This is a genomic window from Bacillus sp. TE8-1 (genome assembly GCF_008368855.1).
Classification (GTDB): Bacteria; Bacillota; Bacilli; order Bacillales; family Bacillaceae_G; genus Bacillus_A; species Bacillus_A cereus.
In genome coordinates this window covers 187,248-211,756 of the sequence record NZ_QPET01000015.1, presented here as the reverse complement: position 1 = coordinate 211,756, position 24,509 = coordinate 187,248, and the positions used below count along the sequence as shown (strand labels likewise).

The window sequence follows — 24,509 nt, the reverse complement described above, 5'->3', positions numbered from 1 at the left end:
GTTTATGTGAAATGTAAAAGTAATTTGGAAAGGAGGTTAGTATAAAGTGTTTTTAAAAAGTAATACTATATATCTTTAGTTATATTAATAAAATTAACTATGTGTATTTGAGTTGAAAATATAATGAAAATACATCAGAACAAATTTTTTATCTAGTTTAGTTAACAATGAAACATTTTTTAGGAGGAATTGTTAATGAAACATATAAAAGACTATCTAGTTGAATCTTGTATAGAATTTGAAGCTAAAGTAGCTATTGTAAGTAAAAAGTCGGAGTTGACGTATGGAGAATTACTTAATTCTGCACAAAAAATAACAAGATATATCGGGACACAGAAACATATTGGGATTTGTTTTAAGGACCCTCTAAGTTTTTCAAAGTCATACTTAGCGGTTTTAATGAGTGAAAGTACAGTTGTTTTAATTTCAAATAATGCTACAAAGTATGAGGTGGAGCAGTTAATTTCTAAAGCTAGATGTGATTTTATATTAACTGATCGACCAGATTTTTTAAATGAGTCTAATAAATTTGTTTCAATAGAAAATATTAAAGAAATAGATTGGAATTACTCAAAATCTGGACAAAAAATGACTTATAAAGAAATCCCAATTTTACTTCAGACTTCAGGCTCAACTTCTATACCTAAGATTATAAAATTATCTCATGAAGCACTATATGAAAATGCAATGGCACATAATTTACATTTAAATATAACATCGGATAATATAGCTTTAATAACCACACCAGTAACTTCTAGTTTTGGTCATACAACTCAATTTTTGTCGCAATTATTGATTGGAGGACAAATTATTTTTCTTTCGTCCCCATTTACAGTAGGCGATTTTTATCAAGTTGTTGAGAGTTTCAACGTAAATACTACGGGTTTGGTAGCCACCCAATTGCAATTGTTAATAAATAGACCTTTCTGTAAGAATATTGAGAGTCTAAGGTATATTATTTGTGCAGGCGGTCCGATTACTAACAAAGATATACAGCAATTAGCTCTAAAGATGCCAAATACCGAAGTATTAAGAGCCTATGGTTTAACAGAGGCTGGTCCTAGGGTTACTTGCTGTCGTCCTGGAGTAAAAAGCGATTTTGGTACTTCTGGTACTCCTCTAAGAGGAGTAAAGATTAAAATTGCTAGGGAAGATGGTGAAAATTGTAAAGAAGGTGAAGCTGGTGAAATAATGGTCAGTAGTCCAGCAATTTTCAAGGGCTATTATTTAAATAAATTAGCTACAGCTGAGGTATTAAGTAAAGGGTGGCTTAGGACTGGAGATATAGGATTTATTAAGGGTGATAATTTAACAGTTATTGGACGTGACTCGAATAAAATAATTGTTGGTGGATTTACTGTCTATTCAGAAGAAGTTGAAGAATTTATAATGTCAATCCCTGGGGTAAAGGATGTAGTAGCATATGGGATAAAGGATAATTTATATGGTGAGAATGTAGCTATAGATTGTGAGTTGGAAGAAAAATCTAAATTGGATTGTGATGTTATAAAAAAAATATGTCGACAGGACCTTTCATCATATAAAGTGCCTTCCAAGATAAATATTGTAGAAAAAGTTAAAAGATCAGAAACAGGAAAATTAATTAGAAAAAAATTAGGGGTGTTAAGTTATGACAAATGAACAGAGAATTCGAAGTGTATTAAAGGCTTTTGAAGAAGAAGGAAATAAGAAAATTAATGAATTAAGGTTAAAAGACTCAATTTTAGATGAACTACATATTGATTCTCTTAAGTTTATTGAACTTGTAGTTGAATTAGAGCAAGAATTTGATATAGAAATATCTGATGAATATCTTCTTGCGGAAAAATTTGAATCGATATCTAAAATAGATGAATTAATTGAAGGAATACGTAAATAACAAATTAATTAACAATGAGGTGAAATACTATGAAAGTCGATATTGTAATCCCTGTTTATAATCAACGTTCATCTCTTGCTTATGTACTTGCTGGTTTTCTAAATCAAGAAACTAAAAATGATTTATCGGTCTTTGTAGTAAATGATGGTTCAGATGAGGATATAGATAGTTTAATTTTAGAGAAAGCACAACTATTTATAGAAAAAGGATGGAATTTATGTATTATTAATTTAGAAAAATCAGGTAGATCCAAATCTAGAAATGCAGGTGTACAAGCGGGAGACGGTGAAATTGTTATATTTTGTGATGCAGATCGCATACCTAATAAAAATTTTGTAGATAGCCATGTTAATAAATACTTAGCAGGGTTTGACATTATAATTGGTATGCCAAAGGAAATCTATTTGAATTCTATTCTTGAAAGAAATACATTAATTTGGGAGATTGTTAATGGAAATAAATCTAGATTAGGTAGGTTGTCTTCGTATACTAAATTAGTTCTCAATATATATTCAAAAGATGGAAATACTGATTCTGGTATTCCTTGGGTTTCAACATTTAGTGGGAATATGTCAGTTTCTCGTCGTCTTATAGAACTACATGGATTTGATGAAGAGTTTAAATCATGGGGATTTGAAAATATAGAATTAGGTTATCGTTTATATTCTCAAGGTTATCAGTTTGCACATGAACCAAGAGCGATAAATTATCATCTTAATCATCCAAGGCCTGCAAATTTCTATGACATTGGAATTAAGGCTAGTAGGGAGTATTTATCTTTAAAATATAATAACAACTCATCAATTACTAACTATGGTGATTTAGCTGAAGGGAAAATCAGTCTACAAGACTTCGAGAAGAAATATGGTAACGCTGAGGCTTTATGGATTAATGGAGTAAGTACCTCTCTTGCAAATAAAATATCTCCATTATAAATGAGGGAGGATAAAAGATATTGGAATTTAAAGAGTCTGGTCTAATTATAAAATATTTTTCAAATAAGATATTGGGGATTGTTACCGAACCATCTAATGTTAAGAATAAGACGGATATTCCATGTGTGATTTTTTGTCATGGTTATAATGGCAATCGTGTAGAGGATAATCGGATAACAGTTAAGTTAGCACGGGAATTTGCTCGTTTAGGTATTATGTCTTTTCGTTTTGATTTTTTGGGGTCTGGAGTTAGCGACGGGTACTTTCATGAATGGACTTTAAATGATCGGGTAGATCAGGTTAAAGAAATTATTAATCAACTTTATAAACAGTTTCATTTTACAAAACTGGGCTTAATCGGAATTTCAGACGGTTGTCGAGTGGTATTAGATGTTTGCTCACAGATTGATAATGTAAATGCTTTAGCTATTGTAAGCCCACAATTCTTTAATAGTGATTGGAAAATTAGTAATCAAAATACATCAAAATTGGATATGGTTCTAAAAAGAAGTAAATTATATGGAAAAATAATGCCTAGTGATGATAATGGTGTGTGGCTCCATCCGAGATATTTTGGAAATGAAGGTCTGTATTATATAGATTCAATAATGAAAGCGGTTTCCAGATTGCCGATTTTAAGTATTTTTGGAGAAGGTGATCCATATGTACGTACATCTAAAAGAGAGTTTAAGAAACTTATAAATTCTAATTTATTGGTGCACAATATTCAACATGCAGATCACTTGTATAGCTCTGAAAAATGGATAGATGAATTATTTCAACAGATTTTGCAATTCTTCCTCCAATTTTTAAAAGGAGATGAATAATATATGGAAGTAATTCAAACTTATATCTTAAGTGAAAAACATCGTTTGATGTCTGTATTAAGATTAAAAGATGATAAGGATTATTCTGAGTTTTGTATTTTTCTACCTGGATATGGCTGCTCCAAAGATGAAAGGAGTTATCTTTTTTCTACGATTGGGAAAAAACTAAAATCAGTAAATAGTATAATGTTTGATTATTCTGGTAGTGGTGATAGTGAAGGAGACTTTAATGAAGTAAACTTAAAATCCATGACAAAAGATGCCCTACAGGTTATTACATATATAAAGTCCAATTATAATCCCAAAAAAATTCATATTGTAGCAAAAGGTGCAGGTGCTTTAGTTGCTTTATCATTAAAAAGGGAAATGGATTTTGGGAATATAGTTTTTATTGGTGATCCTCTCCTTTTAATAACACCTAATTTTCCTAAAGATATTGAACTCCAATGGCGTGATATGGGGGATATTGAGTTTAGGGAGTTAATGAATAGATTGGAATCAAAGAAAATTGAAGATGTGAAGGAATGGATAGCTAAAATGGGGTGGGTACCATTTGCTGAAAGAATTTCGTATTCAATTCTAGAACAAATAAAGACATTTAATAAAGAGATTTTAAATAATAGTAATCTTCAAGATACATTACTAATTTCGCAGGATCTAGAAAGAGATTATAATCAATTTGGACATTTTATAGGCATTACTATGAAAGATAAGCGAGGGAAACATTATACAGCTACAGAGGTAGATTATATAGTCATAAATACAATTGATTGGATACAAAGGTAGTATGTTAACTTAATAAGTAAGTAACATGAAAGATATTAAGTAATAGTTATATATCAGGAAGGTGGCTTCAATGAAACAAAAAAAAATTATAATGATTTTGGTTGATGGAATGTCATTTGAACTCATGAAGTTGCCTCAATCCGTTGATCTTTCAATATTAAAGAGAACGGGATTACGAGATTTTTATCCGGAAAGTATTGAATATTTTGATATTTGGGAGCGGTTTGCTCATAAATCATTTCTTGATCCGGCATCAAATCGTCAAGTGAAAATATCTTCAGCCGATGTGGCTACTATGTTTAGCGTTGGAACGTATCCGCATGTATTTACCAAAAGAAATAATCTCAATCAAAATTTATTCTGTAGATTAAAGGAGCAGGGTGTAAAAGTAGCGGCTGTTACAAATTGTCCTTTAACTGATAGTACTATTGGAATGTTTCTGTGGCCTGATGAGTATCAAAATTATAAAGAAAAGACAGATTTATCGTTTACAAATAATACTGAAATGGAGACTAATATAGCAGCAGTTTTAGATAAGGCTCCATGGGATTTATTGGTAGGTGGTGGTCGTCGTGCCTTTTTTGATAAAAATACTTTTGATCCAGTAACAATGCAAAGAGGAGTGCGTAATGATGGAAGAAATATAATTCAGGAACTTACAAATCGCCCCGAGTATAAGTTGTTATTTGAGGATCAATATAGTGAAAATATTAAAATAGATTGGTCATATAGAAATCTATGGCTATTACATCATGGAGTCTTTAGATTTCATTCTGAACGTTCAGCGACCAAAGCCCCGGAGCCACGGTTGAGTGAATTGGGTATACAGGTTATTAAGAATTTAGATGAAAGTAGAGATCCTTGGTTTTGTTTAATTGAGTCAGGAAGAGTGGACCATGCGGCTCACAATAACAATGCATATTACGCAATAGGTGAGTTGTTAGAAGTAAATAGATTGATACATCATATTCTTGAAAAGGAAAACTCTGATGACTATACGATAATATTAACTAGTGACCATGGAACTGGTGGCATTACTTATTTTGAAGAAAATAAGGTTCCATTTAATGCTTTTCGAGAAGGAATTCAATGGGGAAATGGCCCAGGGATAAAAAGATTCGATACAGCAGTTTATCAAGAAGGAAATGGAGCGAAAGGGCTAAGAGCCTTAAAAAATTTCACACCAAATTTTACTGATTCGCCAAGTTTTCGTTTACAGCCTTCTGGTGATCAAAAAAAAGTAGGGTCACATAATCGATGTTTTGTCCCATATATGGTTACTGGTCCAAAGACTAATTTCTTAAATAAGTGTGTGTATCCACATGACCTGTTTTATGCAATACAAGAAATTTATTCAAATCATAGTAAGCCACAAAAAGCGAAACTAATTGTATTACGAGGTATATCAGAATTAGTATGTAAGGAATTAGCGGAAAATATAGATTTTCAATATGTAACTGATGAAGATTACCTAATTGGCAATCAAGTTACTAATGAGGATGATTTGAATATTACATTAATCGCGATGTTCCATGAAATAGAATCTTTACTTAAAAATGGAATATCGACGGTAGTAAGACTTTCTTCTGAGAGGCCTATTGATAAATATCGCTTAAAACGCTTACTAACAGATGATGATTCTATCGCATTGCAAGTAAGTATGGATGAGAGCGAAAAGATATCAGTTTCTAAAATGAAGTTAAGTAATAATAAGCTTTGTTTAGAAGATGACTTTCAATTTAATCATAATATGAGTAGTCAGTTAGATTTTAATAATTTAGTACATATGATCCATTCCTTTTTTTATAGCCTTGTAGTAAATGAGTAAAAAAGGAATGGATATAATTGAGAGAGGGCATGTCTATTGAATTGGATTATGTATTAAAGACAAAAGAAGTAGAAGTGTTTAAATTGTTGTTAGAGCACACTATTAAAAAGCAAAAGTTACTTATTAATACTACTTTCTTCATAAGATGATGAAAATAGTAGCATAACTTAATAGAACATCTCTCCTTGTTCCCAGAGAAGGTAACGGGTGTGGCGCAAATGTTGAGTGATTAAGTTTGAAATTATATAAATTTTGGATTTATTGCTTAATCAATATGCCTGTTCAATTATAGATAACGAGGTTGATTTAAATGAAGCAAAATGTAATGTTAAACTCTATGACTTATTTTACTGATTTGGTCAATCAAGTAGATTTAGCTCCAATTAATGATATTGAGCTAGTATGTCTATTAATATATGAAGCATTCAAAGAAGGTAAAACACTATATGTTGCAGGTAACGGTGGTAGTGCAGCCATGGCAAATCACTTTTATGCTGATCTTTCTAATGAGTTATTAATTAATAAAATGCAAGAGAAACCGAGTGTTGTTTCTCTTTGCGATTCAATAGTAAGAATAACTGCTATTGCTAATGACTATGGTTATGAAAATGTTTTTTCAAGACAGTTGGAGTACGGAAATAAAGGTGATGTTTTGCTGTTGTTAAGTGTAAGTGGTGAGTCTAAAAATTTAGTTAATGCCGCTCGGAAAGCCAAGGAGCATTCTATGAATGTTGTCTCGATAGTTTCAGAAAAATCGACCTTATGCGATATTTCTGATGAAACTATAATCTTTGGAGATAAAGATTATGGAATAGCAGAAGATTTTCAGTCTATATTCCTACATCTATTAAAGCGTAAGCTAAATAATAACAAACCGCATAAATGCGAATAAATTGGAGGTTTTTTATGTGTGGTATTGCTGGAGTAGTTGATATTGATTTTACTGTTAATGTTGATATGTTAAAACAAATATTGAAACAAGTTGAACATCGTGGACGACCTGGAACGCTTGCGGAGATAGATCTTTTTAGTGGTTTTGGAACATGTCTCGGTACAAATAGACTACCAATTGTTTATCCTGGTGCTAACAGGCAGCCTGCTGTATCTTCAAGTGAAAATATTGCTTTGGTAATGAATGCTCAAATATTCAATTTTGAGGAATTATGTATCAAATATAACCTTGACTGGTTGATTAAATTAAAAAGTGGAGATACCCATTTTTTGGTGGAGTTTATTGAAAAATATGGAGTGGATTTTGTTCTCCAAGAGATAAACTGGGAGGGTGCCTTTATTTATTTGGATATGGAATCTAATGAAATTGTTTTTGTAAGAGATCATTTGGGTATAAAACCTTTGTACTATACAATAGTTGATGGGAAATTATTATTATCAAGTGAGATTAAGGGTTTTAAAAATATCACTTGTGAAGAAATATTTACAGTTTTACCTGGTACAATAAACAGATACTCCTTAGACAAGCGAAAAATTATATCAAAAAAATGGTGGAACTTAAATGCCAGTTCAAACAATGATAATTTAATGGATATATTAATCAGTGCTGTTGAAATACGAGTCCCTCAAGAACCCTACGCTGTTTTGCTTTCAGGAGGATTGGATAGTTCTATTATTTTATCACTTGCTAAAAAAGTACATGATAATATTACTGCATATACTCTTTGCACTGATGAATCACCAGATCTCCCTTATGCAAGAAAGCTGTGCAACGAGTTAAATATACCACTAGTTGAAGTTAATGCAGATAGTAGTGATGTATTACGGAATAAAATACCCAAAATTGTAGAAATAGTTGAAACCTGGGAGTGGCAGGTTATTAATCATTCAGCACCTATGGATGTTCTGTTTAAAAAAATCCGTGAAGATGGACATAAAGTAATATTAACAGGGGAAGGTGCTGATGAATTATTCTTTGGTTATGAAGATTTCAATATTCTAGACGCAAACAAAAAAGAGAAAGAAAGAGAAAGAAGAATACTTGATTTACATAGAACCAACTGTCGTCGACTGGATAGGATGTCTATGGCTTATGGTTTAGAATGTCGAGTTCCCTTTTTAGATAGAAGGCTTGTTTCATTTTCATTAAATTATTTCTACAATGATTGTGTATCAGAAACAAGGAATAAAATACCTTTAAGGGATATAGGGGAATTATTACTCCCAGAAGGATTTAGTGATCGCAAAAAATTATCTCTTTCAAAAGGCGCTGGTTATAATTACGGAAAAAATCAAAATATGAAAAATGTATTCGGTGCTAATGACGAGTTTACTAGTGAAATGAGAAACAAAAATCTCGAAAAATTAGCAAGATTCCCAATTGAAAAATACTTAATAGACATAGTAGCTGAAAATGGCTATTTTAAAGCAAAATATCTCTTGGAAGCGTGTATATGATTATGAAATTATCTAAGACAAGTGATATAAATGGACATAGTTTCGAATTACCTGGTGGAAAGCATTCTTTTGCGCATTCGATAGCATGCGGAGCGTTAGCCGAAGAATGTTTTTTTGAAAATGTCCCCAATATAATCGATTCAAAAGTGATTTTTGAAGTTTTAAAAAATATTTTTGAAACAGTAAATTTTAACATAGATGAATATACATTAGATTTGAAAGGTCCTCTTTTTCCAAAGGAAGTAGTGATAAGTAACGATCAGCTATCACAATCACGAAATATATTTTGCTTATTCCCTGCTTTATTAAATCGAGCGGAGAAAGTGGTTATTATGGGAGTGCCTACAGGTTGCGATATTGGTAGAAGACCTACGGATTGGTATTACTCAATTTTACGTGATTTTGGAGTTGACTATAGTGAAACAAACAATAAAATAATACTTTCTTGGAGAGAAAAGAAAGCTACTAAAATAAAATTTCAATATCCTACAATGACAGGAACTGTCATAGCATTAGCATGTTCCAGTCTGGTACCTGGAAAAAGCGAACTGTATAACTGTTCTGTAGAACCATCATGTTTTGATCAAATTTCCTGCATGAAAAAATTAGGAATTTCTGTTATTGGAGATTTACCAAACATACAAATTAGCAACGCGATAAGTATAAATCAAGTTTTTCATGAATGCACTTCTGATAGGGTATATGCTGTGACTATATTAACTGCAGCAATTTTAGCTGAAGTTAAATTTAAGATATATTCTAAAACTGATATTCGCATTCCAGAATTCGTGAATTTTATGAGGAAGCTAAATCTAGAGGTAATTGATAATGGAACAAGTATTGAGGTGAGTTGGAAAAATCAAAACATACCACTTAAAGCTGTTTCTTTAGATGCAGGTTCTGAACCTAAGTTTAGTAGTGATTGGGTAACTTTTGCTTTGCTCATACTCTCAACGAAAAGCAGTGGTAAAAGCAAAATAACTGACGATGTGTTTTTAAAAAGATTTCAATTTATTGAATATTATTTTAATGAGGAAAATTTCGATAACGTAAAATTGTTAAATTCAACTATTAATAATCGACCAGTTGCCATCGCAGAAATTGAGGGAGATTATAGGAGGTATTTACCAGGCGGTGTTACAAAGAAATGTCCTGATATAAGAGGATCGGCAGCAATTATTCTCTCTTCAATAATAGCTTCAGAACCCATTGAAATATTTGATCAATTTCAAGTTTCAAGAGGGTATGAAGATCTAATAGGAACACTAGAAACGATTGGATTTATAAAGGGGTGTTGAATTTGAAAGTATTAGTTACTGGTGGTGCAGGTTTCATTGGTTCACACGTAGTTTCAGAGTTGTTAAAAGAAAATTATGAAGTTTTTGTGGCGGATGATTTTTCAACAGGTGAGATGGAAAATATCAAGGCATTTAAAGGAATTAAAAAGATTATTTGTGCGGACATTAGTGAATATGCAATTGCTAATTTTATTATGGAAATTCAGCCGGATTACGTAATTCATCTTGCGGCTCAACCTAGTGTTGCTGTATCCCAGCAGAATCCCCTATTAGATGTTAAATCAAACCTATATGGTTTAGTTAATGTTCTTGAGGCATCTAGAAAAGTTGGTTGCAGAAAAGTTGTATTTGCTACAAGTGGCGGGACAATTTACGGTGATGTAGTCGATTTACAATTACCCATTACAGAAGATTTACCATTACAAGCATGTTCATTTTATGGTTTGACCAAATTAACAGCAATACATTATCTAGATTTATATAAAGAACATTTTGGTCTTGACTATTGTGCTTTAGCTTTGGGTAATATTTATGGACCAAGACAGAATCCTTATAGTGAATCCGGTGTAATTGCAATATTTACGAATAAAATTCTTAATGATGAAACCTGCATAATAAATGGAGATGGCTCTGTAACTCGGGACTATTTGTACGTCACAGATGCTGCAAAAGGGTTTGTTAAGGCTTTAAAAAAGGGATCAGGTTTGTTGAATTTAGGAACAGGCATTGAAACTTCAGTGCAAGAAGTATTTAATACTATATCTGATATAAGTAATAAGAATACAAAATTAGAATACGGTAGCATTTTACCTGGAGAGGTACAGAGAGTATCTCTGAATATTGATAAAATTAAACAGGAAATTGGCTGGAGTCCAACTATAAGTTTTAATGAGGGTATAAAAAAGACATACCAATGGTTCTGTGAGGAAAAAGGAAGGTGAAAATATGATAGATGAAATTGATGCAGTTTTTTTAGATGCTGGTGGTGTATTATTGAAGCCTGACTTTACAAGAATACAGAACCTTTTCCCAGATTTGGACCTTAAAGAAGAGAAGATTGATAAGGCTCTATATCCCACTGGATGTGATATTGGTGCAGGATTAGGACCTGGTGATGATAATAATAAATTTGTTTATCAATTTGCGATTGAATCTGGGATCCCACCTGAAAAAATCAGCGGTAATGAAAAGGAGCTTCAAAATATTATCTTGTTTAGTGAGTGGGTACCTAGAAAATTACATGAAACTAAAAAGGTATTACAATACCTGAGAAGTAAGAATAAAAAAATTGTAATTGTATCAAATACTGATAATGGTTCTGCTGCTAAATTATTGCTTAAATTAAAAGTATGCTCTGTTAATAATTTTGAAGGGGTAGAGAAAGTAGATAAAATAATTGATTCCTGGATTGTAGGAATTCATAAACCTGATCATAGAATTTATGAATATTCAGCTAACCAAATAAACGTGGATATATCAAGATGTTTGCACATAGGTGATTCAATTAGAAATGATTATAATAGCGCAAAAAAGGCAGGCGCGAAAGCAATATTATTTAGCCCATATGAAAAAAAGAGGGATGATACAGTTACATCTCTTCTTAATCTTATTTCCGGATAACAACTGGTGTCTAACTAAGATTCAGTTCATACCTGAATCCATGATGCATTTTATTTAATAATAGAGGCAAAGTGTTCTGCTTATACTGCCTGCATCTAATTAAACAATTTCAATAGCTGGCTCTCAGGTTTTGTTAGCAACAAGGTATATTCCTGCATAGGAACTTGTACCGAGGGACGTTAGAAAGGTGTTATTATATACATTTTTACATATAAACCTATAACTTACAATGGGGTAGCCTGCCATCTTGGATTCAGGTCATAGTGAAAGGATAAATTATATGAAAGCAATAATACCTTCATCAGGGAATGGTACTAGAATGAGGCCTCTGACACATTTAAGTCCGAAAGAAATGATGGAAATCAATAATAAACCATTAATTTATCATGCTGTAGTAGAGTGTGTTAAATCAAAAATCAACGAAATTATTATTGTTATAAAAAAAGATAAGTTATCAATTAAAGAATATTTCGAAGAAATAAAAAATTCTAATGAAGCTCATCCTGATTTCTTATTTAATAAGATACTCAATAATGAAGTTGAAATTAGTTTTGTGATTCAAGAAGAAGCAAATGGATCAGGTGGAGCAATCTTGGCAGCAAAAGAAATAATTAAGGACGAAGATTTTGTAGTAATTTTCCCTGATGTTTATGTTCAGGAAGAAAGTCCTAATATCCTTGATATGATAGAATTATCGGAAAAATATAACAGTTATATAATTATGGTTGATTTAATTAATAAAAATGAAATTGATAGGTATGGAGTTACTATTAATACAGACAAATCCAGTAACCATTATTTTATAGAAGAAATCATTGAAAAACCATCTTTTATGCCAGATAGTGAAGTATTTCATGGGATTATCGGTCGGTATGTACTAAAGAATGAATTTATCAGTGTACTGGAACAGCTTGATAAAAATATGAAGAATGAGATTGATCTAACACAGGGATTAATTACTTTGGAGAAAAAGATTGCTAAGGTAGTAAAAGGAAAACATTTTGAGTGTGGATCGATAAATTCTTATAAAGAATCTTTAAGAATAATGGATAAGAAAAGGAGTCTAAAGTGAAAACAGTACTTGTTTTAGCACCTAATGTAAGGCCATATCCCGGAGGGGCTGAAAGTTATATATCTGATTTAATGACTGGACTAGTTAAATGTGGTTGTCATGTTATCTGTGTTACTGAAAACCCGCCTGAAGATAATAATTCAGGTATTGAATACTTAAAGGTTTCTGCAAATGTTGAACGAATAATTTCACCAATAACAGTTACGTGGAGAGAGATGCAATTTTCATTGTTGGATGACATGACTGAGTTGGAATCAAAAGAGATTGATATAATTCATGCTAATAGTATTGAAGCGAGTATCTTAGGCAGAATTATTTCTGATCATTTAAAAGTGCCTCTTGTAGCCACTATACATGAAAGTGCTCCGCAGGAAAAAACATTTGGAAAAGGTAGGACAAAATTAGTATTCGAAAGACTAAATTTGGAGGGTTTAATTACTCCAAGCTCATTTTATTATAATCGTGCTCTAAAATATAAGATAGATAAAAATAAGTTGTTTAAAGTAATGCATGGTATTGATATTGATAAAATGAAGACAACAGTTACAAGGGTTAACAATAAAAATGGGGATATCCTGAAAATCCTCTTTGTTGGTCGCGTTTATCCTACAAAAGGTTTACATATATTAATAGAAGCTTTAGGCAAATTGGATTGCAATATACAATTTTCTTTAGAAATAGTTGGCCCATTTATTGATCCAGAATACAAAGATAAAATTGAAAGAATGATTTCAGAACAAAACCTTAAAGATAGATGTAAATTCGTTGGTCCGGTTCTTCCTGAAAATGTTAAAGAATCCATGCTTAAATCAGATTTAATGATTGTTCCGAGTGTAGAGGAGCCATTTGGTCTTTCGATAGTTGAAGCGAATGTGCTACGTTTACCGATTATTGCTTCAAAAGTTGGTGGTATTGTAGATATCATAGAACATAATAAAACCGGGTTATTGTTCGAGTCGGAAAATGTTGCTGATTTGGTCAGTAAAATTCAGTATTTTATAGAGAATAATAAAGAAAGTGTTTATCTTACTGAAAATGCATATGATAAGGCTTTATCTGAATTTTCATCTATAAGAATGGCTAAAGAAACAATAAATGTCTATAAAGAAGTCATAAAAAGAGGAATAGAGTAAAAAAATAATATAAGATCCTGAATATATTTTTATAATTCTTAATATTATAACAAATAAAAACATTTAGATGTTTTATGTATTAAATCTTTTCATGCTTTGGTTAAATCATATTATTCTAAGTAAATGGAGTGACTTTAAATATGAAAGCACTTATATTAGCAGCGGGTATTGGTAGAAGATTAGCACCGTTTACTAATTTCCTACCAAAACCAATGTTACCCGTTTTGAATAAGCCAGTATTAGAGCACAATATACTAAGGCTAAAAGAAGTGGGAATTACTGAAATATTCATAAATCTATATCATTTGCAAGAAGAGATAATTAACTATTTTGGGAATGGAGAAAAATTTGGCGTTAACATTACGTGGCGAATTGAAACAACCCTGAGTGGTCCAGCAGGAGCTGTATTAGCGTTTAAAGACATATTAATCAATAGAGAAGATATATTAATATTATCAGGTGATGGAATCCATGAATTTGACATAATGGAATTTGTTAAACATCATAAGGAAAAAAAATCTGAACTGACAGTGCTAATGAAAGAAGTAGAAAATGCAGGAAGATATGGCGTTGCTCACTTAGATCAAGATGGTAAAATAACAGAATTCATTGAAAAACCTCCGTTGCCTGTTGATGAAAAAGCGATTGTAAGCTGTGGTGTTTATTGTATGAACTCAAAACTTTTAAACTTAATTCCTTCAAATTGTGAATATGACTATGCAGATATTATTAAAGGTTTAATTAATGAAAATAAAGATGTGTATGGATATATCACAGACGATTATTGGATTGATATTGGAACTCCTGAAACATTATTAAAAGCAAATAAAGATGCTTTATTAGGTTTAATAAATACAAAACATACAAATATGAATTTCAGCAATAATACTATAATCGAGGACAAAGTTGAAGTTATAGAGCCAGTATTGATTGGAAATAACGTAACATTAAAGGCTGGATCTAAAATAGTTGGACCAGTTATTATAGGCGATAACTGTACAATTGGTAAAAACTCTTATATTGAGCATTCTCTTCTACTTAAAGATACAATTATATCTGATTATTCAGTTGCAATTGGTGGTATAAGTTGGAGTTCAAAAAAACTTCAGAAGGAGCCATTCCTATAATGAAGTAATCTGAGCTTTGAAAAAATAGAATTACCCTTTTAAGGTGGAATTGTAAACAGGAACAGTTACCCTAAAATTAGGGAATCCTTGGAAATGGTGAGCGCGTCCAACACTTCTATGGTGAACTGCGAGGCGCGCTTGTCATCTGTAATCTCTTGTTACGATGATTTTTATTCACAATCGCCTTGCAGTGCGGCTGGGGCAATCTAGCTGTTAACTTCAGGCAGGATCTCAAAGCCTAGACGTCACCGAAAATGCTCCAACAGGGAGTTATGAATATGTTCTTAATCTACAAAAGCAGTATAGCCTAAGAAGAACTGCGGATACTGATTCTCTTGGATTTGAAAGGTAGTCTCGTGGTCGCTTAAACCAAGGCGTCTTTAATGATAAGTGAGCTCAGTATGCCTTTTAGCCGATGCTTGATGACTTGAACGAGTTTACATATTTCTCTTCTATTATGTTCCAAGGGATAATTGCTGCAAGTTGTACCCAGCGGTTGGCTGAATTTAATTTTCGTAAAAGGGCAGATAGAAGTTTGCCAACAGGTCTGCTATACCTCGATTTAGTACGAACACTTTCTCTTAATTCACCTGCAAGGTTTCTTATCGATCTTCCTTGTTTTCTTTGCAGATGAATTCGATAAAAAGGACTTAAAACCCTTATTTAATAGGAATTGTTTGATTATTCAGCAGGCCTAATTTACAGTTTTTCTATGAGAAAAATTACGTATACTAGCAGTGTTAAGTAAGCTCAGTATTATTGGAAACAGCCCATAGATGTACTATGGAAAACACGATTAAAACTTTTGAAAGGAATGAAGTATGGACTATGCAAAATAAAAACTTTTGTTCTAATAAAATATCATATGCTAATGGTGATTTTTTGGAAGCCAACTTGGAAATTAAAAATAATAATAGGGGTAATTTTAGTACAGGAAAATTGTCGCGAACTAATAATGTAGAGGATTATATTGCTCCTACACTTCCTGTGGAAATTCATATACATGGCTTATCTGAGTTTGACTTTAGCAATGACAATTTTTTTGATCTTGAAGAAGTTGATAGACATTCAAGAAATGAAGGGATTATATGTGTACCTTCTATCTTTCTAGCTCAATATAACCTAGATAACTTTGTTGAGTTTACGAGAAAGTTTAAATCCTTAAAAGAACAAGGTAAGTTAAAAAATATACCTGGTATCTCTTTAGAGGGACCACTGCTTGGAAGTTTTGGAGGTACTCCACAAAAAGGAACGTGGTTACCAACTATTGATGAATGGAATAAAATAATTTCTTGTGCAGATTTTGGGCTAAAATATATTGTCTTATCACCAGATGCATTAAGTAAAGGATCTTGTTTACATTCCGAGAATAATGAAGAAAGCCCTTCTTTAGAATGGATCTTGAATAACATATTTAAATCTGGTATTAAAGTTTCAATTGGACACTTTCATAAAAAAAACACAGAGGAAAGTGCTAGATTAATAAAAGTTGTTTTAGACATTGCCAAGAAATACTACCCTTCAAATTCAGAAAGTGCTGTAATTGTAGATCATTTCTTCAATGATATGCCATCAAATATTAAATATGCTTGGAGAACACCAGAGAGCAAACTAAATAGAGGTGAAGATATAAAAAGTTTAAAAGTTGATGAATGGTCTTTAGATAATATAGAAGAAATACTTGGGATAGTACCAAGCACAATAATTAAAGCAGCTAAAAAAGGGGATTTGACAGTCTGTCTTAATTTTGATGGAGAACATGTGGATCTCATTATTGCACAAAAGATTGTAGAATTAATTGGAACACAGAATGTATGTGCAATGACAGATCGATTGGAAGTAAATAGTATGGGAAATATATCACTAAGTCAAAAAGAAAATAGCAGCCTATGGTATCAAGAAAATGGAGTTGTTGCAGCGGGAACAAGCACTATTAATCAACAAATGGGAATTTTAAGAATAATGGGATTTGATGAAAGTGAAATATGGAATATGTGTTCATTTATCCCTTATAAAATTATTGGGATTAATCAGACAATTAGTGACGATTATGAAAGTGTTTCTTGCTTGGTAAATAAAGAAAGAAAAAAAGTGTTACAATCTACCATTTAAAAATGAATTAGTCAAAAAATCTTAATTAAATGGAGACTCAATACCAAAGTTAGTGCTTGAGGCCAGAATTTTTCGTGTTATTGGCAATAGCATGCACGGTTGTATTCAATTCAAAGACCTTGCATATATATAGCTCGGTGACGGGTGAAGTAATGTCGGTGTTGGAAAGCGATTCATCCGGTATGGCTTCGTTAATTAATGGGTTACTATTCTTTATTTACCCAATAAAGCTAACTAATCATTTTATTATGTACAAATTTATACAAGGGGCAATTAAGGTGAAATTAAAGTTTGCAAATTACTAAAAAACATAAGAAGGAGTATTAATCTTGATGGAAAATAAACAATTACCTGCTCATGAACCATTAATAAAAGGTTTTTTATTTTTTGCGTATCCGCTTAGTATTATAGGTGTAGATGAGAAAACTCATCCTTGGATATTAAGTAATTTTATTCAGACTTGCTTCGACAAAGATTTTTCTAAAAGTCCTGTACCATTTACTTTTTATTCATACGACTTTACGATGTCACCATGGCTTAAACATGAAAAAGTCCAGAGGAAAACAGTTAATCACTTATCTAAGGATATAGTGAATTTTATTAAAACCTGTATTAATGATAACAAATACGTTCAATTATATTTAGATGAATACCATGTACCTAATAGGGTGGACTCTAATAAATTTCATTATATTCATGAAAATTTAATTTATGGTTATGATGATGAGAAACGTAATTTTACTATACTTGGATTTAATGAGAACATGATTTTTAAATCAACAACAATCTCTTATGAACAATTCCTTAGAGCATATTTAGGAGTTACAAATCAAATAGAATCAAAAATACTTAATCAACAACTACATCCAAACAGTATTGATATTTTCAATATTATTAATACATTCGAATTTAACGATAATGGAAATTACTCATTTAATAAAAAGTTAGTATTAGAGTCATTAAAAGACTATAAAGAAGGTAATAATACTTCTGAGCGTTTCGCAATGATTAGAGAACCTTGGGACCGTGCATACGGGATGGATTGTTACAAACATTTCATAAATTATTTTGAAAGGCTACTAAATAACGAGGCTATTTATGATATTCGTTTTTTACATAATTTATGGGAACATAAACTCCTTATGTCTAAACGTGTAGATTTTATGCAAAAGAATAATTATATTAATTTAGAATCAGACACAATTAAGAAATTTGAGACTATTGAAAAGAAAGTATTAAGTCTCCGGAATACAATGATCAAATACTCTATGACTAACAATCGATATGAACTAGAATTAATTCTTTCCACATTGCCAACAATAGCTGAACTTGATGGGCGTTTAACTGATATACTAATAGAAAACTTAACCGGTTTCAGTAGTTAACTCTTAGAATATATACTACAATTCAAAAGAAATCGATTGCGTAAAAAATAAATATAGTTAAATGAACAGTATATTAACAATCTTTTAAGAAATACAAATATAAAATTCTTTATAGAAAATACTTGTATAAATCACAGTTGGAAAATTGGATTATGATTATGTAAAACCACAAAAACAAAGAAAATCACATCAGATAATGCGCCATGAAAAGCCACTATCAGGAGTAAAATCTTACCTAGAAGGAGCACTAGGACTTAATATAAAACTTTGATTAGTTTCCAGTTCGAGTAAAGAATGAGTTATTAATTACTTGCATAGATTGGATTTGTTTTATACTTTGAATGTATTTGTACTTCAGATGATGTAACAATGAACCAAACCGGATGTGGCTTTATATCTCAAAGTAATGAATCTTCTTAATGTAAAGCCGGAGCAATCTATTGCAATTGCATTCAAAAGAGCAAGAATGTGGTGTATGACCATTTCTAATAAGGATACTAAAGAATTAGAATTTGGCAAATCAGATATTAACTTAACGTCTGTGCAAGAAGTTCAGTTAATATGATTACTAGCATTTGTAAAAATTGATTTTACTTTAAGGATTCGGATTAAATGAGGGTAGGATAATTAAGCAGTCTATAATTTTATTATCTCAAATAACGTATAAATATATCTATAATTGTAAACTAATGCAAAATTGAGAATAAATTCTAGGAGGTATCAATTTAGACATTATGTGGTCATAATCCTTTGTCAAATTATTTTTAATAAAAAATAGTTTTGAATTCCCTGTGGCAAGGTGATATAGGATAAGTGTGTCTAATTTGAGAACGATTATATTGCTGTAATAGGTTGCGTATTAATAGTCAATATATGAATTTCCTTTTAGATTTTATGTTTGTAACAGATTTTTTACCGTATTTAAGTACACCTTACACCTAAGCCACAGGGATGCCTGTGGCTTTTTATGTGTTTTAATAATAGGAGTTGTAGTATGAGACTAGAATTCTATGATGAATTGAATGAATTACTTTTTCAAATTATTTAATGCTATTTTATTAGAGGTGCTTTCTGTAAATTTTTATATGTATTATTTATTGTAAACGTCAAGGTGGATTTTACACTTTCTGCTAAGTTCCCTTTTATACTTTAGATTGCATAGAGCCCACTTGACATGGAGGCTCTACAGGTATGATAAACAGCCTTGAAGTCTTGGTATTAAAGGAACCTTGGCTGTTGCTGCAAGGCTATCATATCTACTTTTCCAAATAAAGTGGGCGACAAATGTAGCTAGAAGTGTAAAGTCCATATTAGCGAAAACTGTAAAATTTATTCTGGCGTTTACATCTATCTTAAAAAATTAAAATAAGTAGGTGATCTAATGTCTTTAATAAGTTGTCGTAACATAACAAAAAGCTTTGGTGATTTAACAGTTCTTAATGGTATTGATCTTGACATAGCAAGATGTGAACATATTGGATTAGTTGGGATAAATGGTGCCGGAAAAACAACATTATCTAATATTATTTCTGGTAAGATTCAAGCAGACATTGGGAAAGTAATACATCATGTTCGAAATTTAAAGATTGGATATTTATTACAATCTACTGCGTATACTCTTAATACTTTTAATAGTATTTTTGAAGAGAATAGCTCTGTATTGAAAGAAAATAATTTTTTAGAGATATCAAGTCATCTTGGATTAGAAAAAGTACAAGACTGGGGTGAGGAACGTATATCTGGATTAAGTGGAGGGGAAAAAACAAAGTTAGCAATAGCACATATATGGGCTTCTAAACCAGATATATTGATTTTAGATGAGCCTACTAATCATTTGGATTTTCAAGGTGTCGAATGGTTAATCAATGAAATTAAAAATTTTGAAACAACCACAATAATAATATCTCATGATAGATATTTCTTAGATAAAACAGTAAATCGTATAGTAGAGATTGAAGATGGTATTTTAACAAATTTTCCGGGTAACTATACTTTTTATCGAGAAGAAAAGCAAAGGCGATATGAAAGTCAGAAGAGACAATATGAAGAGCGGAAGAAGTATGAAAAGAAAATTGAATTAGAGATAGAAAGATTGAATAATTGGTCTTCAAAAGCCCATAATGAGGCTGGCAAGGTAGGGAAAATGGCAGATATGCGATGTGGAGTTAAAGAGTTTTATAGAAGTAAAGCAAAAAAAATGGATACACAAGTTAAGTCTAGAATAAAGCGACTTCAAAAAATTGAAATAGAAGGTGTGCAAAAACCAAAAGAAGAAGCTAAGTTACATTTTGAATGGGGCGCTCAGGAAAAGAAGGGTAAACGGCTTGTTGTGGCAAAACAAATCAGAAAAGAATTTGGCAATAAATTATTATTTCATGATAGCTCTTTTAGCATTCAAAGAGGCGATAAAATTGGACTTGTGGGACCAAATGGTTGTGGTAAAACTACGCTTATTCGAACTATTTGTGAGGAGGAAACGATTGATTCGGGAGAGATGTGGATTAGCCCTACTTTAAAAATTTCTCAGTTAACCCAGGATGTTACTGATTTGAATGTGGAAAAAACTTCAAAAGAATTAATACAAGAAACTCAATTTGTTCGCTCAGAAGCTCAAAGATTAATGAATTTACTTGTAAGTATGGGGTTAGGAGAATCGATGTTAAAGAAGCCAATAGATCAATTAAGCCTTGGGGAGAGAACAAGGCTTAAATTAGCTCAATTAATTATTCAGGATCAGGATCTTCTTATTCTTGATGAGCCAACTAATCATTTAGATTTAGCAAGTAGAGAGCGCTTGGAAGATACACTAATTTCCTATAATGGTACATTACTTGTTGTATCCCATGATAGATATTTTCTTGAAAAGATTTGTGACAAGTTGCTGGTTTTTAAAGATGGAAAGATACAGAAGATAGAAAGCGGTTACAAGGGATATTTAGAAAGAATTGAAACGAAAAAGAAACCGATTATTAAGAATAAAGAACAATTAGAAGAAGAGAAAATGGTTATTGAAAATCATCTTATCCGTATTATTGGAGAATTGGGAAAATATAAACCAGAAGATTCAAAATATCAAGCACTAGATGCAGAATTTAATGAACTTATGAAACGTAAAAAGAAATTATCTGAATAAAAGATGTATTCAGTGGGGTGGATTTGGATATTAACGTGTTAATAAATATATTAGTAAGGTGGATGAATATTTGATGAAAAAAAATGTAAGTTTCTATTCAGAAATTCCAAGTGGAATGTCTAAAGAGGGTAAGTATGAATCTGTATACGATATATGTAGTTTGTCAGAGAAATATGGTTTTACAGGCTCCTTAATCTATTATTTTAACAATGCTTTAGATCCATGGACCTTAGCAACAAAGGTAATAAATACTTGTGAGAAGTTAACACCACTTATCGCGGTTCAACCGTACTACGCTTCACCATATACAGTTGCTAAAATCGTAAAGACTATAGGTACATTATATAATCGAAAAGTTAATTTGAATTTTGTAACGGGTATAAATAATGCAGATTTAATATCTATAGGTGAAACAACAGATTCTATAAAGAAGTTCGATAGAATGGAAGAATATATATCTGTTTTTTCACAACTTATTAACTCTAAAGATAAAGTAACTTTTAAAGGGAATTATTACAATTACCAAGATTTATATAGTGGCCCAGCCATAGATAAATCGCTTGTACCTGAAATATTTATTCCCGGTTCATCACAGGACAGTATAGACCTTGCTTTAAAAGTTGCTGATACAGCTTTAGTAAGACCTCAACCATACAAACATTTTATGGGGGAATATTCAGCTAATATTTCACGTAGTGATATGAATTTTGCTATTAGGCTGTCTATTATCGCTCGCCCTAGCAAAAAAGAAGCATGGGAATGTGCAGAGGACCAATTTACAAAGAGCCGCTGGGGAGAAATTACAACAGTGATGAGAAGCAAATCTACCTCTCACAATGCTAGGACGATGGCTAACTTAGCATTAACACAAGAAAGATTTGATGATGTTTATTGGATGGGAGGATTTTTATCGGGTAAGACTGAAGATCCATATTTAGTTGGAAGTTATTTAGATGTAGCAAATTATCTTAATTTATATAGGGATGCAGGTGTAAATACATTCTTAATAGGGAATGTAGGTGGAACTGAAGAGGAAGTTAAACATATTGCAGAGGTTATGCGATTAGTTAATAATTAGATTCTCTATAAGGATTATATAGGAATTGCAGGAGGTTAAATGAGTATAGTTTAAGAATCGGTGATTTTATTATAAAAAATTGTAGAGTTGGACGTATTAAATTGGCGCTTCAGTAGCAAAGTTTTTTAACAAATAAAAAGGTGAAGCCTGGTTGAAGGTTTTGTCTCTGATTATATAGGACATTGTTTATTGCAAAATAAAAGTGCTTCTTCCGCGTTTTAGTGATAAAGGAATGTAGAAACTATAGCCAAAAAGTAAAATGACGGTGTACGAGCATGAGTAGGATTGAATCAGCCTTCAATTTAGATACAGCAGTAGAAGTAATTGATTATGAAATACCGGAGAACATCAGAGGTTGGGAAACCCTTTGGATTTCCTAACCTCTGATAGTCATTTGCTGTAATATGTATAGAAAATAGAACGAAAACAATAAAAAAAGATAAATAGCCCTAAAATGTACCCTATAGAATAGATACTTAAAAAAAGTCTATTCTATAGGGTATTTATTGTATAATAAGAGGGAAATTGGGATCGGAGAATGTTCAAAATGACAAAAAAGCTATTTACAGAAAGAGAAATTCAACTTTTATCGAGTAACCCATACGTAAAATCTGTAAGGTAGAAAGGTATCACTTATACCGAGGAATTTAGGCATATTTTTATTAAGGAAAATGAAAAAGGAAAGTTACCTCGAAATATTTTTGAAGAATGTGACTTTGATATAGATATGATTGGAATGAAAAGAGTTATGTCATCAGGAAGTAGATGGCGTGCTGCTTATAGAAAAAATGGTTTATTTGGTTTACGAGATACACGCATCGAAAATGCTGGAAGAACTCTTGAGAGAGAGCTTACGTTAGAAGAGAAGTATGTCTGTTTAGAAGCCGAATGAAACTTACTAAAGGAGGAAAATAAATTGTTAAAAAAGATCAAACTTATGGAAGGGAGGATGAGAAGGAAATAACGTTATCACCTAGTCAGAAATTCATCTTGATTCGTTCTGTCATCATAAAATACAATTTAAGGAATATGGTCAGTCATTTGTGTGTATCCCGTTCGGGATACTATAATTACTTTTCAATTTCATCTCAAGAACAACGGAAACGAAAGAGAGATCGAGATGAAATCGTGAAAGAAACCATATTAAAAGGACTTCGATTTAGAAATAGAAAGAAAGGGGCTCGTCAAATAAAGATGACATTAGCGGGTCAGTTTCAAGTTGTCTACAATTTAAAGCGTATCCGTAGAATCATGAAGAAATACGAGAGCGTCTGTCCGGTTCGCAAAGCGAATCTTTATAAAAGAATGCTGAAAGCTACAAAAGAACATCGAGTAGTACCGAATCGATTAAATCGGGAATTTAAACAAAATCCCCAGGAAAAACACTTCTTACAGATATCACCTATTTAGTTTACGGTAAGAATAAAAGGGCCTAGTTGTCTACAATTTTAGATGGCTCAATCAATGAAATTTTAGCTTACCATGTTTCAGAACGGATGACATTAGACCTCGTAACGACGACTCTTCATAAACTAAAAAGAAATCAGAGGATTCGATTGACTGAAGGTGCATATATTCATTCAGATCAAGGAGCCCACTACACAAGTTCTGCCTATCAAAAGCTAGTCAAAAAGCTAAATTTCGGGCAATCTATGTCAAGAAGAGGAAACTGTTGGGATAACACCCCACAAGAATCGTTTTTTGGTCATCTGAAAGATGAAGCACATATAAAACCTTGCGAGTCTTTTATTAAATTAAAACAAGAGATTAAGAAATATATGACATACTATAATCACTATAGATATCAATGAAATTTAAAAAAGATGACTTCTGTTGAATGATATGATCCCCTTATAGTAGACAGTTGAAAGAAAGTTACTTTACTGT

At 31.7% G+C, this 24,509-nt stretch carries 18 protein-coding genes and 1 pseudogene; all 19 read left to right on the top strand.

Features of this window, described 5'->3' with window-relative positions:
- Positions 1–195 precede the first annotated feature (195 nt).
- Positions 196–1,641 (top strand): class I adenylate-forming enzyme family protein, encoded by a 1,446-nt coding sequence (locus DN404_RS16800; RefSeq protein WP_149215260.1) that lies wholly within the window; start codon positions 196–198, stop codon positions 1,639–1,641.
- Positions 1,631–1,879 (top strand): acyl carrier protein, encoded by a 249-nt coding sequence (locus tag DN404_RS16795; RefSeq protein WP_086409857.1) that lies wholly within the window; start codon positions 1,631–1,633, stop codon positions 1,877–1,879. Before DN404_RS16800 ends, DN404_RS16795 begins: the two co-directional genes overlap by 11 nt.
- 29 nt (positions 1,880–1,908) lie before the next feature.
- Positions 1,909–2,814: a glycosyltransferase gene (locus DN404_RS16790; RefSeq protein WP_086409856.1), complete on the top strand. Its 906-nt coding sequence runs from the start codon at positions 1,909–1,911 to the stop codon at positions 2,812–2,814.
- A gap of 20 nt (positions 2,815–2,834) precedes the next feature.
- Positions 2,835–3,641 carry an alpha/beta hydrolase gene (locus tag DN404_RS16785; RefSeq protein WP_179951865.1) on the top strand — a complete coding sequence of 269 codons (807 nt, stop codon included), beginning with the start codon at positions 2,835–2,837 and terminating at the stop codon, positions 3,639–3,641.
- A 3-nt stretch (positions 3,642–3,644) separates the two neighbouring features.
- Positions 3,645–4,427 (top strand): alpha/beta hydrolase family protein, encoded by a 783-nt coding sequence (locus DN404_RS16780; protein ID WP_149215259.1) that lies wholly within the window; start codon positions 3,645–3,647, stop codon positions 4,425–4,427.
- A gap of 70 nt (positions 4,428–4,497) precedes the next feature.
- A complete protein-coding gene (locus DN404_RS16775; protein WP_086409853.1) occupies positions 4,498–6,255 on the top strand; it encodes an alkaline phosphatase in 1,758 nt (585 codons plus the stop codon).
- A gap of 310 nt (positions 6,256–6,565) precedes the next feature.
- The gene (locus DN404_RS16770; protein ID WP_149215258.1) at positions 6,566–7,147 is read left to right on the top strand and encodes a D-sedoheptulose-7-phosphate isomerase; all 582 of its coding nucleotides are present in this window, start codon (positions 6,566–6,568) and stop codon (positions 7,145–7,147) included.
- Between the two features lie 14 nt (positions 7,148–7,161).
- The gene (locus DN404_RS16765; protein ID WP_179951864.1) at positions 7,162–8,664 is read left to right on the top strand and encodes an asparagine synthetase B family protein; all 1,503 of its coding nucleotides are present in this window, start codon (positions 7,162–7,164) and stop codon (positions 8,662–8,664) included.
- The gene (locus DN404_RS16760; protein ID WP_149215257.1) at positions 8,661–9,962 is read left to right on the top strand and encodes a hypothetical protein; all 1,302 of its coding nucleotides are present in this window, start codon (positions 8,661–8,663) and stop codon (positions 9,960–9,962) included. The genes DN404_RS16765 and DN404_RS16760 overlap by 4 nt, the downstream gene beginning before the upstream one ends.
- Before the next feature lie 2 nt (positions 9,963–9,964).
- Entirely contained in the window at positions 9,965–10,903 is a 939-nt protein-coding gene (locus tag DN404_RS16755) for a GDP-mannose 4,6-dehydratase (protein WP_179951863.1), read from the top strand.
- Between the two features lie 4 nt (positions 10,904–10,907).
- The gene (locus DN404_RS16750) at positions 10,908–11,582 is read left to right on the top strand and encodes an HAD family hydrolase (RefSeq protein ID WP_086409848.1); all 675 of its coding nucleotides are present in this window, start codon (positions 10,908–10,910) and stop codon (positions 11,580–11,582) included.
- A gap of 280 nt (positions 11,583–11,862) precedes the next feature.
- Positions 11,863–12,654 carry a sugar phosphate nucleotidyltransferase gene (locus tag DN404_RS16745; RefSeq protein ID WP_149215256.1) on the top strand — a complete coding sequence of 264 codons (792 nt, stop codon included), beginning with the start codon at positions 11,863–11,865 and terminating at the stop codon, positions 12,652–12,654.
- Positions 12,651–13,787: a glycosyltransferase family 4 protein gene (locus DN404_RS16740; RefSeq protein ID WP_086409846.1), complete on the top strand. Its 1,137-nt coding sequence runs from the start codon at positions 12,651–12,653 to the stop codon at positions 13,785–13,787. Before DN404_RS16745 ends, DN404_RS16740 begins: the two co-directional genes overlap by 4 nt.
- Before the next feature lie 140 nt (positions 13,788–13,927).
- Positions 13,928–14,914, top strand: coding sequence for a nucleotidyltransferase family protein (locus DN404_RS16735; RefSeq protein ID WP_086409845.1), 987 nt, complete (start codon positions 13,928–13,930; stop codon positions 14,912–14,914).
- Positions 14,915–15,697: 783 nt separating this feature from the next.
- Positions 15,698–17,026, top strand: a complete 1,329-nt coding sequence (locus DN404_RS16730; protein WP_149215255.1) for an amidohydrolase family protein — start codon at positions 15,698–15,700, stop codon at positions 17,024–17,026.
- A gap of 332 nt (positions 17,027–17,358) precedes the next feature.
- Positions 17,359–18,411: a hypothetical protein gene (locus DN404_RS16725; RefSeq protein ID WP_149215254.1), complete on the top strand. Its 1,053-nt coding sequence runs from the start codon at positions 17,359–17,361 to the stop codon at positions 18,409–18,411.
- 1,381 nt (positions 18,412–19,792) lie between these two features.
- A complete protein-coding gene (gene abc-f, locus DN404_RS16720) occupies positions 19,793–21,544 on the top strand; it encodes a ribosomal protection-like ABC-F family protein (protein WP_149215253.1) in 1,752 nt (583 codons plus the stop codon).
- 73 nt (positions 21,545–21,617) lie between these two features.
- Complete coding sequence (locus DN404_RS16715; RefSeq protein ID WP_086409841.1) at positions 21,618–22,622, top strand: LLM class flavin-dependent oxidoreductase; 1,005 nt, start codon at positions 21,618–21,620, stop codon at positions 22,620–22,622.
- Between the two features lie 538 nt (positions 22,623–23,160).
- Positions 23,161–24,433 (top strand): annotated as a pseudogene (locus DN404_RS16710) (IS3 family transposase).
- Positions 24,434–24,509: the final 76 nt, after the last annotated feature.

What these genes read in the sequence shown, in the direction of transcription:
- DN404_RS16795 (WP_086409857.1), top strand. Translation starts at nt 1,631, where the DNA reads ATGACAAATGAACAGAGAATTCGAAGTGTATTAAAGGCTTTTGAAGAA.
- DN404_RS16750 (WP_086409848.1), top strand. Translation starts at nt 10,908, where the DNA reads ATGATAGATGAAATTGATGCAGTTTTTTTAGATGCTGGTGGTGTATTA.
- DN404_RS16745 (WP_149215256.1), top strand. Translation starts at nt 11,863, where the DNA reads ATGAAAGCAATAATACCTTCATCAGGGAATGGTACTAGAATGAGGCCT.
- DN404_RS16715 (WP_086409841.1), top strand. Translation starts at nt 21,618, where the DNA reads ATGAAAAAAAATGTAAGTTTCTATTCAGAAATTCCAAGTGGAATGTCT.
- DN404_RS16725 (WP_149215254.1), top strand. Translation starts at nt 17,359, where the DNA reads ATGGAAAATAAACAATTACCTGCTCATGAACCATTAATAAAAGGTTTT.
- DN404_RS16730 (WP_149215255.1), top strand. Translation starts at nt 15,698, where the DNA reads ATGGAAAACACGATTAAAACTTTTGAAAGGAATGAAGTATGGACTATG.
- abc-f (WP_149215253.1), top strand. Translation starts at nt 19,793, where the DNA reads ATGTCTTTAATAAGTTGTCGTAACATAACAAAAAGCTTTGGTGATTTA.
- DN404_RS16780 (WP_149215259.1), top strand. Translation starts at nt 3,645, where the DNA reads ATGGAAGTAATTCAAACTTATATCTTAAGTGAAAAACATCGTTTGATG.
- DN404_RS16735 (WP_086409845.1), top strand. Translation starts at nt 13,928, where the DNA reads ATGAAAGCACTTATATTAGCAGCGGGTATTGGTAGAAGATTAGCACCG.
- DN404_RS16760 (WP_149215257.1), top strand. Translation starts at nt 8,661, where the DNA reads ATGATTATGAAATTATCTAAGACAAGTGATATAAATGGACATAGTTTC.
- DN404_RS16770 (WP_149215258.1), top strand. Translation starts at nt 6,566, where the DNA reads ATGAAGCAAAATGTAATGTTAAACTCTATGACTTATTTTACTGATTTG.
- DN404_RS16800 (WP_149215260.1), top strand. Translation starts at nt 196, where the DNA reads ATGAAACATATAAAAGACTATCTAGTTGAATCTTGTATAGAATTTGAA.
- DN404_RS16790 (WP_086409856.1), top strand. Translation starts at nt 1,909, where the DNA reads ATGAAAGTCGATATTGTAATCCCTGTTTATAATCAACGTTCATCTCTT.
- DN404_RS16765 (WP_179951864.1), top strand. Translation starts at nt 7,162, where the DNA reads ATGTGTGGTATTGCTGGAGTAGTTGATATTGATTTTACTGTTAATGTT.
- DN404_RS16775 (WP_086409853.1), top strand. Translation starts at nt 4,498, where the DNA reads ATGAAACAAAAAAAAATTATAATGATTTTGGTTGATGGAATGTCATTT.